This window comes from Paenibacillus puerhi (assembly GCF_009846885.1).
Lineage (GTDB): Bacteria > Bacillota > Bacilli > Paenibacillales > NBRC-103111 > Paenibacillus_G > Paenibacillus_G puerhi.
On sequence record NZ_WUWM01000016.1, the window covers coordinates 16,808 to 30,742 of the forward strand.

A 13,935-nucleotide genomic window follows, 5' to 3' on the forward strand; every position below is an offset into this window, starting at 1 on the left:
AAATCACTCCTAGTAGAAAATTTAAAATTCAAAGCTGGCATAGCTTAGCGTTCCAAGCTCATAGCTGCGGTGGATGACCTTAGGCTTGCTGTCGGGATCCCCGGCTCCGAGCGCGATGAAGAAGGGGACAAAGTGCTCGGGCCGAGGTACGGCCGCCCGGGCATTCGGTGCAGCTTGTTCATACTGAAACAGAGCTTGCACATCCTGCGCCTGCAGCTTCTCGATCAGCCAGTCATCGAAGGCTACGGCCCAAGGCTCCGGCGTAGTCTGGTTCCAGTTCACCATGCGCAGGTTATGCACGGTAACCCCGCTGCCGATCACCAGAATATCTTCTTCGCCCAGACCGCGCAGCGCTTCACCGATCTTGTACTGCTCTGCGGGCGGCAGGTACGGATTCACGGATAGCTGGATGACGGGGATATCGGCCTTCGGGTACATACGGTACAGCAAGGTCCACGAGCCGTGATCGAGGCCTCGGGTGTAGTCGGTATGAACGGCGATGCCCTGGGATTCCAGCCGCTGTTTAACGTCTGCGGCGATGCGGGAGGAGCCTTTGGCCGGGTAAGTCAGCGTGTACAGCTCGTCCGGGAAACCGCCGAAATCATAGATCGTCTCGTATACATCGTCGGAAGCGGAGACGGTGGTCGTCTGCGTTTCCCAGTGGGCGGTGAAGATGACGATGGCTTTAGGCTGTATCCGTCCGGCCAGCTTTTGCAGAAAGTCGGTGTATCCGGTTTGTTGAAGGGCAAGCATGGGCGAGCCATGCGCCAGGAAAAGAGAAGGTGTCATCGGTTATGTTCCTCCTGTCATTGATGAACGATAGTTTATTGGTTACTTTATGTAAGTTAGTATATGATAATAAGCTAAAAAGGTCAAGTAACTAATTTATGAATATAAACTATATAATATTTAGTTAAATTCGGTTATACTAGTTATATTAGCGAATTAGCGAGGTGAAGCCATATGAATCCACCGGGACTCTGTCCGAGGATGGAGAAGGCGACGCAAATCATCAGCAAGCGCTGGTCTATCCTTATTATGTATCAACTGCTCAACGGCCCCCAACGGTTCTGTACGATCGAGACTTCGCTGCCAATCAGCGGACGGCTGTTGTCCGAACGGTTGAAGGATCTGGAGCAGGAAGGGATTGTACGGCGCGACGTGTATCCGGAGACGCCGGTTAGAATCGAATATTCCTTGACGGAAAAAGGCTACGCGCTGGAGCCTGTGATAAGAGGTATCGAATCATGGGCACAGGCCTGGTTGCAATAGGCAAAGAGCAGGCGCCTGCAAGATGCGCTTAGGATCGTTTAGAATCGGCTAGACGGTTGCTGAATTTCCAGGTTGAGTAACTCCTTCAGACAGGCTATACTGAGGTTGATTTTAACTTGATGAAGGCAGGTGTCTGCATAGTGGGCAATTCAGTTCTACAAGGCGGCGGATTCCATCATGTAGCAATCCGAGTGTACGATTTCGAGGCGACGGTTAGCTTCTATACGGAGGTCCTCGGCTTTACGATCCGGCACCAATGGGGTGAAGCAGATGGACGCGGTATTATGCTGGATACGGGCGACGGCAATTATCTGGAGGTATTCGCGGGCGGCAAGGAAGGACCTAAGCCCGAGGGAGCCTTCTTGCATCTGGCGCTGAGAACGGAAGATGTGGATGGCGTAACCGAACGGGCACGGGCGGCAGGCGCCGAAGTTACTGTAGAGCCGAAGAACATAGATATCAATGGCATCCCGGTAAGGCTTTCTTTCTTTAAGGGACCGGATGGCGAGCTGATCGAGCTGTTCCAAAGCACCGGCGATAACAAGCTGTAAAAGCTTCTCTAGCAGTTGGATCGTTGAATCGGTGCTGAAAACGGACAGGCCCCCTCTAACGGGAATCCTCTCTAGTATGCTCGTATTCAGGTAAACGATACAGGAAAGTTGACGGGACTCATACCCGTACTCAAGTAACCAAAAAAGCGGTTAGGCCGGAAAATTCCGGTCTAACCGCTTTTTTGTCTGCCGCACATCGTATATGGGAGCTTTATTTCTTTATTTCTTGGTCTGAACCAGTTCCTTCAGACGGAACCGCAGCGCCGACCATGTATCATCGATCGCTACATTGCTCACGGGCCGGTAAGGCGTTGTATCCTGCACGAGGGCAGCCAAGATATCCCGGTTGATATCCGGCTTTACCTTGGACCCAGGAGCCTTCTTGGGATAGGCGATCCAAAATACGGCATCGTGCTCAAGCAATCCGGTTGCGGTAGGCAGCAAGTCTTCCGCCTCCCGGACCGAGCCTACGAACACGAGCAAGGAAGTGTGGAGGCCTTCCGGCGTTCCGTTACCCTCCAAGCCCAGTCCATATCCCTCCGGGGCGTTCAGGACTACGGCTTGGCCTTCCTTAAAGCGCAGTTTTTTCAGCAGCTCGTCTTTCATGAGTACCCCCGATTGGCCCGCTAAGACTATGGCCTGGATGTTTGACCTTATTATAGGCGGCCTTGGCCAAGGATTCAATCTCTAGTTCCAAAGGTGTAATTATTAACTTTTCTTAAGAAGTGAGTGATTTCAGGCCTCTAAAACGTCTATTACATATGAGGAAAATGCAGGAGAAGCGTACGGAGGCCGGAATGAAACCAATTTCCACCGACGATCAGTTGGTAAGCGAGGCGTTGGGCGGAAGTAAGGAAGCTTTCGCCGAGCTGGTAAATCGATATAAGCACAAGGTATACGGTCTGCTCCGGGGGATGGGCGCGAGCGTCCCGGACGCGCAGGATGCCGCACAGGAAACGTTCATCAAGGCTTATAAGAGCCTGCCCCGGCACGACCGGGAACGGAGCTTTGCTTCCTGGCTGTACACGATAGCAGGCAACACGCTGCGCGATGCAAGGCGGAAGAGCTCCCCGGACCCGGACAGCTGCAACGTGCCGACGCTTGCTGAGGAATCTTATGAGGAAAGCCCCGAGCAGGCTTATCTGCGGACGGAGGCCAGGGAAGAGCTGCTGCTGCAGATGCAAAGGCTGCCGGACCATTATCGGGATGCGCTGCTGCTGCGGTACACAAACGATCTGACTTACGAAGAGATGGCACAGCTGCTGGGCGTTCCGGTGGCGAAGGTGCAGAATGATTTATACCGTGCAAAAAAACGGCTGCGTTCGATATTGGAGGAAAAGGAGGCGGGAACCCTTGAAATGCTGGAGCGAGGATGAGATGGAGCGTTATGTGATGGATAGCAGGTGCGCGGAAGCGGCGTCGGATGATGCGATTGAGCATATGCGGGGTTGTTCCCGCTGCCGTTCCCTCCATGATCGCTTCATGCAGGAAGAAACACATTGGCACGCTCTCTTGTACGGAATGGAGCCGCTGCCGGACTCCTTCACGGACGACGTGATGAGGCGGCTTCAGTCTGTCGAGATGGATTTTGCAGGTACTTCGGCCGAGGCAGACGGGGGGCTGGCTGGCGCTGCGCTTGCCGAAGGCATCGCTGGCACAGCGCCGCCCCTGGCGGTCCGGGAAGATGGCGCGGCCTCCATATCCGCAGTCAGCGGAGAGGCGCCGAAGCTTGACCGGGCAGCTCCCCGCGGCAAGCGTTACCGGATTCGCTCGAGACTGGCTTTCGCTGCTATCTTCTGTTTGCTGGCAGGCGTAGCCGCCACGTTCGCCTCGCCTACGCTGGCGGATCTGGCGCGCTCCCTTTTTACCCGCGAGACGACCGATTACGGGCTACTCCGGGCGCAGGAGCTGGGACTCGTCCATTATCCCCAAGTGATGGTGAAGGACAAGGGGTATACGGTCCGCGTCGATGAGGCGGTTGCGGACGCCAGCCGGGTCGTCCTCGCTTTGCAGCTGTTCGGACCGGGGGGGAAGCATGATCGCGATCGGCTAACCTTCGGCAGGGAGAATCAGATTCGCATCAAGGACGAACAAGGCAAGGTTATCGGCCAGATGTACGATATGGGGGCAACGACCTCTTTCTATTACATGGTGGTGTTCTTCAAGGAGCCCATAACGGCCGATGTCATCACCGTCGAAGCGGACATTACGCAGCTCGGTAATTCTATGCAAAACCTGCCGCGTAAGGACGGAAACTGGAGCTTTTCATTCGATATCGACCTGACGGAAGCGAAGAAGCAGACGCGGGTGTCGCCCATTGATCAGACTTTTAGCTATCCGGCCGGCATGCAGGTTACCTTGAAGCGGCTGACGCGCACGGTGCAAGGAGTTCGTCTGGAGCTGGATACCCGGCTCTCGGAGGAGGCGCTTGTCCGCTCTCCCGGCGAGCTGTGGCAGAAGCAGGGACTTCGCTTTCACTTCGAAGACGAGGCGGGCGAGGAAATTCACAGCGTCAACAGCCGCAAGTCCCCGCATATGGATAGCTTGCAGACGTCTTCCGCCATGCCGGGCGATGAGCCGGGTCTTATGCATTGGTCCTATACGTTCCGCTACTTGCCGCCTGATGAGGATTATTATCTGGTGCCGGATGCCTATTTCGTCGCGGAGCTGGACGGCTCGTCTATCGAGCTGGAGCCCGCGAAGCTGGCTGGAGAGCCCGTATGGCTGGAGTCGAAAGGGGACCGCATCGAGATCAAGGGAAGCTCGCTGGAGGAGCCTCAGAACGGTGAAAGCGGGCAAGGGAAGAAGGAAGTTTCGCTGCACGTGAAGGGACCATTGTTCAATGAGTTTAAGGAAAATGAATGGGCTGTGGTCGATCCGGTGGGAAGGGAGTACCGGGTGGAGGAGCGCGGCGCCATCAGTACGGTAGACGGTTATCTGCAATTGGGCGGAGGACAGGTAGATCAGGATTACTTCGAGTTCCGCGTGGAGGGGCTGCAGCAGCTGCCCGAGCGATTGACTCTGATCCGCAAAGTCGTGGACCGTGTATATAACTACGAGTCTGATCAAGGAAAGGATCGGCTGCCGATCCGGGAGAGAAGAGAGGGAACGCAATGAGAGGTACGGCTATGCCTGAAACGGAGAAGGACAGGTGCGAGGAGATCAAGGGCTTGTCATTCGGTGAAAAAACCGAAATATTGAAGCGCTATGAAGCATTCAGCTATCAAATCGCTCACTACCTGCTGCAGGACGAGCGGGCTGCGCAGCTGGCCGCCGAAGGTGCGCTGCTCGAATTGTACCGGTCGGAGGACTTCTATCGCCTTCCGGTCATCGACAAAGGCGAACGGGTTCGCAAGGTGACGATGAAGCATGCCTTGCTGGTGCGCAAGGGAGCAAGCAGGGAACGCAGGGCGTAAAGCGCCGGGGGATGGAGCTTTAAGTGCCGCTGGCAGGCCCCCTCCCTGGCCCTCTGGCCTGGCAGCAACAATAGGCGGCTGTTCATGCTCGCGCATGACGGCCGCCTGTTGGGCTTCTTACTGCTTAGTATAGATAGGTTGTCACATATAGGCGTCAAGCAAGGTGCCGACCAGTGGAACGGGCAAATAGGTGCTAAGCCTGCTGCCCGGACTGACGGCATAGCTGCTCATCGCGCGCAGGGAGCCATTATGAGGGTCAAGCAGACGGGAAGGCGGCATAGCCATCAGCGTCCCGGCTGCTTCCGCCAAGCGGTCGGCGAAGCCTGACAGAGCCTGTGCCGTCTCCGCGGGCTGCTTGGCCGCTCGCTCTGCCAGTCTTGCTGCGTTCAGCACAAGAGTATCGTCGGGCTGACGCTCCAGGCCGAGCTCCTTCAGCTGCTCGAACGGCAGCTTCGAAGAAAATCGGCGGGCGGCGGAACGAAGCATAGTGCCCGTATCGCCCAGGGCGGTTATGACCTCATTGTAGCCTCGGGCAAGCTGCTCGGCGGCCTTCGCCGACGCTTCGGGTCCGCTCAGTATGCCGGTCCGTATAGACTCGGCTGCTCGCTTGGCTTGCCCGGCCTTCGCTTCGACGCTCGCGAGACCGGCGGCCGTTTGCTTAGCGAAGCGGTCAAATCGGAAGCCGGCCATTGTCGAATCCGGGAAGATCGCCCTTGTGATGCGTGAGACAGGGCTGCTCCTGGCTTGCTGCGCCTTATCGAAGGCCGCCCACTGGGCATGGGTTTCATACGTACGGAATAAGCTGCCGACCGGTGCGATCATCGTCATCCCTCCGCTCATTGTGGATTTTCTGGGAATCGCTTTCTTCCATTATAACCCGCAAAGAAGCAGACGTAAACGCATCACCCCATGGGTCTGTTCTTGACATCGCCAGACTGTATAATTTACTATGAAATATTACTTGTCAGTAGCACTAAAGCAAAGGAGCTCGCGTACGTATGGAAGGATTGCATATCATCGTGATTGTGGCGGTGCTCGTCGTTTGTGTTGCATTTTTATCGTTCGTCGGCAAAAAGTATAAGAAATAAAGGGCTTTTCTATTAACGTTTTCTCGGATCGCCACATACGCTGAAGGAAAAGCTCGGAGGCCGGCTTGCCCGGTTCCGGGCGTCTGAAAGGCGGGATGGCGATGCTCCGCAAACGCGTTCCTAAGCGCGATGACCGCGTGATTTTTGAACTTGTCGAGAAGGAACTCCTTCCTTTTGCCCGGGAGTCGATCCCTGGTCTTCAGGTAACACGCCCAGAGCTGCGCAAGCGTCTCCGGGGCTGCACCACCTTTGTCGAGCTGACGGCAGGCCGACAGGCCGCTGGCTTCATCTCGCTGCGCGCGGGCCGCGAACGGCTTACCGTCGAGCTGCTGGCCGTCCGCCCCAAGTATCAGGGACAAGGATTAGGCAAGCGGCTGATGCGGTATGCCGAGCGAAAGGCGCTTCTGCTGAAGCTGCCCGAGGTGGTGTTATGGGTGGATGAGTCCAATGAGCGGGCCCGGCGATTCTATCACAAGCTGGGTTATTCGCCCGTGTACTATGATCCAAATATTAGATGTTACTTGCTGAGCAAGCAGCTGGTTCCGCAGGTAGACGGCATCTTCTAGACAAAGCCATCGGCACGCCTTGCGTCATGTGTCCGGTGGCTTTGTCCCGTTGTACCGAAACCGGTCGTCAAATAAGGACAAACAGCAGCGCTATGAGCGCCAGATCCAGAATCAACCGGCCTCCGCCCGGAAAGAAGGGGGAGGCGGGAGTCGGGCCGTACGGATAGGCCAAGGTGTTCAAACCGCCTTTTGCCCCGGACACCCGGGCCTTCCCTTTCTTGCCTGTGCGGGCAGACAGCTTTTTGGCCTTGGATCGGGCTGTGGCCCGGGCTTCCGCCGCTGATTCGCCGCCTTCCTCCTCGCCCAGATATAACTTGCCTCCCTCTACGCGGGACAGCGTACCATAAATTTCCGTGCCGTCCTGCATCAAGATCAGAACCGGCTTCCCGCAATGCGGCTTGCACTCTTCTTCCGTGATCGGATAAATCCGCTTCATGCTCGAATCCACCTTTCGCATCCAATGGTTTGCTGCCTACACTGTCAGCTTATGCGGCTATGGCCCGTATGCTCTAGGCGTATGGCCCGGAGGCCGCCGCCTATTTTGGAGGTATAAGCTCTAGCGATCCGGGTCATACTGAGTGATAGATTGATAGACTCGGAAGACAGGGCAAAGGACGGGATACGCGATGAATCCAAGGCGGGCATTCGGATTGATGTTCATTCTCTTGATCGGCTATATGGTCATGCTGCAGGCGCAGGCGAAAGCTTGGCCGAGGTCTGCAAAAGCCGCAGCCTACGAAGATACGCGGCTGCTGCTTCAGGCTGCAGGACTTGCACTTGGACAGACGGCGACCGTCCGGCTGACGCTCAAGAAGAGCGGCGCGGTTCCTCCTGCCGCCGATGAAGCGGAGCTGCTGGAGATGGGCCGGTCCTGGAGCGGGCAGCTCGGCATGGAGCCGGCCTCGTCGCTGACGGGCCTGCCGGGGCAGGCGGTCTACCGCCAGGAGAGCGAAGCGGAAGGCTGCAAGCAAACTCTGCTGTTGACGGCGCTGCAAGAGGAAGCTTCCTATGTCATCGTACGGATCGAATGCGAACAGCTCGCGGCAGGCGATGCGGAACGCGCGGTGAAGCTGCAGCAGAGCGTCGATACGGCGCTGGCTGCCGTTCCGTGGGAGGCAGCCTGGAACGTGATCGTGCAGGGCGGACTGAAGGAACGCACAGAGAGCGAAGCCGTAGCGGCGCTGGAGAGGTCTCTCGGGAAGCTCGCTGCCCGCGAGGTTGAGCGCTATCGGGATACCGGCACGATCAGCCGATCCTACCGCTCCGAGGCGCTGAACGGGTACGTCCTCAGCGGCGGCGAGAAGGTGCATCTGCAGGCTGCTTTGCACGTTCATACGCAGGATGAGAGCTGGAGATTGACGCTTGGCACGCCTGTCATTACGACTGAGTATTGAAAGTCGTTTTCATTTTGGGTATGCTAGAGGGAACAGCAGGATAGTCGGTACTTAACCAATATCCCAAACCATATAAGAAAGAATGAGGGAAACCATGACGAATGCCGTATTTTTAATTTTCGGAGCCACAGGTGACTTAGCCAGGCGCAAGCTTTTCCCAGCTTTTTACAGCCTGTACCGGGAGCGTAAGCTTGGCGATAAGTTCGCCGTAATCGGGTTGGCGCGCCGTCCCCGCACGAATGAGGAATTCCGCGCGGATGTACTGGAGTCCATTAAAGAGTTTGCGCGGTACAACGTGACCAAGGACGAGCAGTGGGATACCTTCGCCCAGCATTTCGAATACATGTCGCTGGACATCAACAATGTGGAAGGCTTCCGCGAGCTCAGCAGCCTAACCGACAAGCTGGATGCGAAATTCGACATCGGAGGCAATCGGCTTTCTTACCTGGCGCTCTCGCCCGAGCTGTTCGGCAGCGTGTCGCATAATCTCAAGGAAGGCGGATTGCTGGAGACGACGGGCTGGCACAGGCTTGTCATCGAGAAGCCGTTCGGCTACGATCTGAAATCGGCCGAGAAGCTGAACGCGGAGATTCGTCATGTGTTCGAGGAGAAGGATATTTATCGGATCGACCACTACCTTGGAAAAGAAATGGTTCAGAATATCAATGTGGTTCGGTTCGCCAATGCGTTCTTCGAGCCGTTGTGGAACAATAAATACATAGCGAATATCCAGATCACCCTGAGCGAAACGGTCGGGGTGGAGGAACGCGGCGGTTATTACGACCGCTCCGGGGCGCTGCGCGATATGACGCAGAACCATATGCTGCAGATGCTCGCCATCATGGCGATGGAGGCTCCGAGCCGCATGCATCCGGAGAGCATCCGGGACGAGAAGGTCAAGGTGCTGCGCAGCCTGCGCGGCTTCGAGTCGACGGAGGATGTGCTGGAAAACACGGTCCGGGGCCAATATTCGGCCGGTCTGATGAAGGGACGCGAGGTTCCCGGGTACCGGCAGGAGGATAAAGTAAACCCTCTATCCAACACCGAGACATACTTCTCGGCGCGCGTGTTCGTCGATAACTTCCGCTGGGCGGGGGTGCCGTTCTATATTCGGACAGGCAAACGGCTTCCGGTCAAGACGACCGAGGTCGTCGTTGAATTCAAAAACGTACCGAACAATGTGTACCTGGCCAGGAAGCACAAGCTAGAGCCGAACCTGCTCGTCTTCCGTGTGAACCCGATGGAGGGCATTTATTTCAAAATGAATGCGAAGCAGCCGGGCTCGGAGGGAACGATCGTGCCGGTCGCGATGGATTTCTGCCAAAGCTGCCAGGTCGGTCTGAATACGCCGGAAGCATACGAGCGGCTGCTGCATGATGCAGCGCGCGGGGACTCTACTTACTTCACCCGCTGGGATGAAGTAGCCTTAGCCTGGAAGTACGTCGATCAGATCGCTGCGGCATGGGCTGAGAAAGCCGAGAACGCTGACGACCTGCAAACGTATCCGGCTGGAACCTGGGGACCGGAGCGGGCGCAGCGCCTGATCGAGGAAGACGGCTTCCGCTGGTGGCCGGTCAACGGACAGGACGAAGGCGAGGTCGCTTGGGAGTTCACGCAGCGCTAGGCGGCTAAGCAAGGCGCTCGGCCGTAAGCCTGCGGGCTTTCGTCGGGAAGCCAAAGAGGAAGCCTCCGCAGGGAGCAGCTGCGAAGACGATACGGATAGCCTCGAAGGGGCGATTTCGCCAAGGGGGCTTATCCGTGCATAAAGAGACGGTGAAGGGCAATCTGCCTGAAACCGTCTCTTTTTTTCGCTTCCCCAGTTATGATATGATGAAGAGTAAGTGTTAGGGAGCAAGGGGGAGCTTACGTGTCCAGACGCAAGTTTCTGGGTTGGCTGGTTTGGTTGTTGATATGGATCGGGGCTGCATTGTATGGACTGGTGAAGCTGCTTGAGAAATCGATAAGCACCCAGGAAGCCGCCAAAGGCTTGGAGCCGGGAGGGCTGGCTAGCCAGAAGCCAAGTCCGGAAACCGGGCCTCAGGGAGCGACGCAGGCAGATACTCCTTTATTTTCGTTTCTGATTCTGAGCGATCTGCACATTTCCCGCGACGATCCGGATACGATCCGGCGGGTAAAGTCCGCATTCGAGGATATGAGCGAATTCCAAACCCCGGTCGAGGCGCTGTTGTTCACGGGGGATTTGACGGAATACGGACGGGATAAGGATTATAAGGAATTGCGCAATCTGATGAACGGTTACGAGCTGCCGCCTGTATTCGCCAATATGGGCAACCATGACTATTACGATATTTGGATCGACAAGCAGGGCAGGTTCAAGCAGGATACGATGCCTAATGGGAAAACGGATTGGCAGTCGCGCGAGCGGTTTCAGCAATTTTTCGGACTGTCGAAGCCTTATCACGATGCTCGCGTGAAGGATCATCATCTGATCCTGCTGTCCCAGGAGACCTATGTCCAGGAGAAGCCCGATGTGGGCGAAGGGGCCTGGTATTCCGAGGAGCAGCTTACGTGGCTGGAGGAGAGACTGGCGGCCCGCCCGGACGATAAGCCAGTGTTCATCATGACGCATCAGCCGCTGCCGCCAGCAGGAAGGGACGGCAGGACCCATCAGGTGATCCCGGCGATCCGCTTTCGCCAGATTCTAAAGCCCCATAAGAACGTGTTCGTGTTTTGCGGACACTCCCATCAGGATTTCCAAGGCACAATCGAGCATTATGTGAAAGAAAGCTTCCATTACTTTCATAACTCGTCCGTCGGACGCGTGATGAACCGGAAGTATGAGACGGTGGCCCAAGACAAGGCACAGGGCATGTACGTACAGGTATATGCCGACCGAGTAACGCTGCGCGGACGGGAGTTCATAGCCCGTAAGTGGCTGAGCGAGGCTGACTGGACGGTACCCCTGAGCTAATCCATTACATGTCAAGGAAGGAACAAGAATCTACATGAGTACCGGAAATCGCGAGACTTTAGCGGGAGAGGTTGGCAAGCGACGCACGTTCGCCATCATCTCTCACCCGGACGCGGGGAAAACCACGTTAACCGAGAAGCTGCTGCTGTTCGGAGGCGCGATTCGTTTGGCCGGAACGGTCAAGGGACGTAAAGCAAACCGCCACGCGACTAGCGACTGGATGGAAATCGAAAAGCAGCGGGGCATTTCCGTAACCTCGTCCGTGATGCAGTTCGATTATGAAGGGCATCGTGTCAATATTCTGGATACGCCAGGTCACCAGGACTTTAGTGAGGATACTTACCGCACCTTGACGGCCGCTGACAGCGCCGTGATGCTGATCGACTCGGCCAAAGGGGTCGAGGTGCAGACGAAGAAGCTGTTCCAGGTATGCCGCAAGCGGGGGATTCCTATCTTTACGTTTATCAACAAGATGGACCGGGAGGGACGCAATCCGTTCGAGCTGCTGGAGGAGTTGGAGAACTTACTCGGCATCCGCTCTTACCCGATGAATTGGCCGATCGGCTCAGGTAAGCAGTTCCGAGGGGTATATGACCGGAAGCTGACCCAGGTCGAGCTGTTCCAGGGCGACGATCATAAGGAGATCGAGGTTCAGCCGGTCAGCGGCTATGACGACCCGGTGGTGAAAGAGATTGCCGGCGAGTTCTTCTACGACCAGCTGGTGCAGGATCTGGAGCTGCTGGATGTGGCTGGGGACGAGTTCGACATGGATAAGGTACGTACAGGCGAGCTGACACCGGTATTCTTCGGCAGCGCGATCAATAACTTCGGGGTGCAGACGTTCCTGGAAAATTTCCTGCAGCTGGCCCCGACGCCGACATCGCGCCGCAGCAACGAGGGCGAGATCGATCCGCTCAGCGAGAAGTTCTCGGGATATATATTCAAAATTCAGGCCAACATGAACCCGGCGCACCGCGACCGGATCGCCTTCCTGCGCATCTGCTCCGGCAAGTTCGAGCGCGGCATGAGCGTCAAGCATGTACGCGTCGGCAAGGATATCAAGCTGGCCCAGCCGCAGCAGTTTCTGGCCCAGGACCGGGATATCGTGGAGGATGCGTATCCGGGCGATATCATCGGGTTGTTCGACCCCGGAATCTTCCGGATCGGAGATACCCTCAGCCAGGTTAACGGCCTGGAGTTCGACGAGCTGCCGACCTTCTCCCCGGAGCTGTTTTCCAAGGTGACGGTCAAGAACGCTTTGAAGCACAAGCAATTCCAGAAGGGCGTCGATCAGCTGACCGAGGAGGGTACGATCCAGGTATTCAAGACGATCGGCTTCGAGGATTTGATACTGGGCGTAGTCGGACAGCTGCAGTTCGAGGTATTTGAGCATCGGATGAAAGCGGAGTACGGCGTCGACGTGCAGTTGTCGCGCATGACTTACCAGTTCGCGCGCTGGCTTGTAGGAGAGGACATCGACACGGGCAAGTTCCGCATCAACTCTCAGCTCGTGAAGGATAAGAAAGACAACTTTGTGGCGCTGTTCGAGAATGAATACGCGCTGCGGACCGCTATGGAGAAAAATCCGAATTTGACCTTTCTGGAGACGGCGCCCTAAGGGGCCGTTCCTGCACCTGCCTTCGCAGGTCCGTTTACTTGGCGGGCGGCGAAGGCTTTTTGCGTGGAAGGCTATAAAGGCGAGGGGGGCTAGAGGAGAGCTAGAGGGGGGATGCGATACGGTTGGGCATGTATCCCTTGCCGGCAAGGATATCGCGGCATACGTTAGTAAGGGCGATGAGGATAGCTATTCGCTTAGCGACATTCGGCCTGGGGAGCGGAGCCGCGATCGCATACGGGCCAGCTTGCAAGCGAGGAAGAAGGCCCTTTGTACCGCCGGCGAATCATGCCCTCCGGTATTAGGAAAGGTGGTTGACATGAGAAAGCGAACCTACAGCAGACATATAACCAGCAAGTGGGCGAAAACGAAGGCGCTGCTGGCCAACCCGTCGACAGCAAGGCATGTTCCCGATACCCGGCGGCTGACCAAGGGATCGCTGCAAGAGATGCTCCGTACGTACGGCATGGTCTATGTGAAGCCGAATAGCGGGACTTATGGAATCGGCGTTATCCGCGTCGAACAGCACGGAGAGGAGGGGAAAGCCTCCTACTCCTATCACGCCGGCACGAACATTCGCTCCTTCTCTTCCTATGACGAGCTGTATCAAGCCTTGTCCAGGCTGACCCGGCACCGGAACTATTTAGCCCAAAAAGGGATTCATCTGCTGAAGTATAAAGGCAGGCGCTTCGACCTGCGGGTTATGGTTCAGCAATCTCCAGCTAGGCGCTGGGAAACAACCGGTGTGATCGGCCGCGTGGCCGCACCTGGCAAAGCGGTGACCAATGTGCATAACGGCGGCAAGCTGAGGCCTGTCGGCTCCTTGCTGGCGCCCCATGCGGGACCTCGGGAAAAGGAGAAGGCCGTGAGAGATCTGCGCTCCCTGGGCTTGTCGGTGGCGAAGCAGCTGCACAGACGCTATCCTGGAATCAAAGAGATCGGTCTTGATGTGGCGATGGACAACAAGCTGTGCCCCTGGATTCTGGAGGTCAATACATGCCCTGATCCCTTTATTTTCCGCAAATTGAAGGATAAATCCATCTATGGCCGGATATACCGCTATGCGAAGGCTTATGGCCGGCTGTAAAAGGCGCATATGGC

At 56.5% G+C, this 13,935-nt stretch carries 15 protein-coding genes; 11 read left to right on the plus strand and 4 right to left on the minus strand.

The genetic code is table 11. The features are described 5' to 3' along the window. Window positions 1-21 precede the first annotated feature (21 nt). Entirely contained in the window at window positions 22-789 is a 768-nt protein-coding gene (locus GSF01_RS15615; protein ID WP_159885592.1) for a DODA-type extradiol aromatic ring-opening family dioxygenase, read from the minus strand. A 174-nt stretch (window positions 790-963) separates the two neighbouring features. On the opposite strand from GSF01_RS15615, the gene GSF01_RS15620 reads away from it, so the two are divergent. Both GSF01_RS15620 and GSF01_RS15625 read left to right on the plus strand, forming a co-directional pair. After that, complete coding sequence (locus GSF01_RS15620; protein ID WP_159885594.1) at window positions 964-1,272, plus strand: winged helix-turn-helix transcriptional regulator; 309 nt, start codon at window positions 964-966, stop codon at window positions 1,270-1,272. Window positions 1,273-1,412: 140 nt separating this feature from the next. Continuing rightward, window positions 1,413-1,823, plus strand: a complete 411-nt coding sequence (locus tag GSF01_RS15625) for a VOC family protein (protein WP_235941533.1) — start codon at window positions 1,413-1,415, stop codon at window positions 1,821-1,823. 219 nt (window positions 1,824-2,042) lie between these two features. On the opposite strand, the gene GSF01_RS15630 is transcribed toward GSF01_RS15625, so the two are convergent. After that, complete coding sequence (locus GSF01_RS15630) at window positions 2,043-2,429, minus strand: hypothetical protein (RefSeq protein ID WP_159885596.1); 387 nt, start codon at window positions 2,427-2,429, stop codon at window positions 2,043-2,045. Window positions 2,430-2,620: 191 nt separating this feature from the next. On the opposite strand from GSF01_RS15630, the gene GSF01_RS15635 reads away from it, so the two are divergent. From GSF01_RS15635 to GSF01_RS15645, 3 genes are read left to right on the plus strand one after another with little or no spacing between them, the layout of a single operon-like run. Beyond that, a complete protein-coding gene (locus GSF01_RS15635; protein ID WP_159885598.1) occupies window positions 2,621-3,199 on the plus strand; it encodes an RNA polymerase sigma factor in 579 nt (192 codons plus the stop codon). Continuing rightward, a complete protein-coding gene (locus tag GSF01_RS15640; protein WP_159885600.1) occupies window positions 3,177-4,940 on the plus strand; it encodes a DUF4179 domain-containing protein in 1,764 nt (587 codons plus the stop codon). The genes GSF01_RS15635 and GSF01_RS15640 overlap by 23 nt, the downstream gene beginning before the upstream one ends. Further along, the gene (locus tag GSF01_RS15645; RefSeq protein WP_159885602.1) at window positions 4,937-5,239 is read left to right on the plus strand and encodes a hypothetical protein; all 303 of its coding nucleotides are present in this window, start codon (window positions 4,937-4,939) and stop codon (window positions 5,237-5,239) included. Before GSF01_RS15640 ends, GSF01_RS15645 begins: the two co-directional genes overlap by 4 nt. Before the next feature lie 141 nt (window positions 5,240-5,380). Here the strand turns inward: GSF01_RS15645 and GSF01_RS15650 are convergent, their stop codons facing one another. Further along, entirely contained in the window at window positions 5,381-6,061 is a 681-nt protein-coding gene (locus GSF01_RS15650) for a hypothetical protein (protein ID WP_159885604.1), read from the minus strand. Window positions 6,062-6,428: 367 nt separating this feature from the next. Here GSF01_RS15650 and GSF01_RS15655 point away from each other — a divergent pair, with 367 nt between their 5' ends. Next, window positions 6,429-6,893 (plus strand): GNAT family N-acetyltransferase, encoded by a 465-nt coding sequence (locus tag GSF01_RS15655; protein WP_159885606.1) that lies wholly within the window; start codon window positions 6,429-6,431, stop codon window positions 6,891-6,893. A gap of 67 nt (window positions 6,894-6,960) precedes the next feature. Here the strand turns inward: GSF01_RS15655 and GSF01_RS15660 are convergent, their stop codons facing one another. Continuing rightward, window positions 6,961-7,329, minus strand: coding sequence for a hypothetical protein (locus GSF01_RS15660; RefSeq protein WP_159885608.1), 369 nt, complete (start codon window positions 7,327-7,329; stop codon window positions 6,961-6,963). 190 nt (window positions 7,330-7,519) lie between these two features. Between GSF01_RS15660 and GSF01_RS15665 the strand changes: the two genes are divergently transcribed. From GSF01_RS15665 to GSF01_RS15685, 5 genes are all read left to right on the plus strand, one after another. Further along, on the plus strand, window positions 7,520-8,287 hold the full coding sequence (locus GSF01_RS15665) for a YwmB family TATA-box binding protein (RefSeq protein ID WP_159885610.1): 768 nt from the start codon (window positions 7,520-7,522) through the stop codon (window positions 8,285-8,287). A gap of 94 nt (window positions 8,288-8,381) precedes the next feature. Beyond that, entirely contained in the window at window positions 8,382-9,911 is a 1,530-nt protein-coding gene (gene zwf / locus GSF01_RS15670; RefSeq protein WP_159885612.1) for a glucose-6-phosphate dehydrogenase, read from the plus strand. A 243-nt stretch (window positions 9,912-10,154) separates the two neighbouring features. Continuing rightward, the gene (locus GSF01_RS15675; protein ID WP_159885614.1) at window positions 10,155-11,219 is read left to right on the plus strand and encodes a metallophosphoesterase family protein; all 1,065 of its coding nucleotides are present in this window, start codon (window positions 10,155-10,157) and stop codon (window positions 11,217-11,219) included. Window positions 11,220-11,253: 34 nt separating this feature from the next. Beyond that, on the plus strand, window positions 11,254-12,837 hold the full coding sequence (locus tag GSF01_RS15680) for a peptide chain release factor 3 (protein ID WP_159885616.1): 1,584 nt from the start codon (window positions 11,254-11,256) through the stop codon (window positions 12,835-12,837). 316 nt (window positions 12,838-13,153) lie between these two features. Next, window positions 13,154-13,921 carry a YheC/YheD family protein gene (locus tag GSF01_RS15685; protein WP_159885618.1) on the plus strand — a complete coding sequence of 256 codons (768 nt, stop codon included), beginning with the start codon at window positions 13,154-13,156 and terminating at the stop codon, window positions 13,919-13,921. Window positions 13,922-13,935 lie beyond the last annotated feature (14 nt).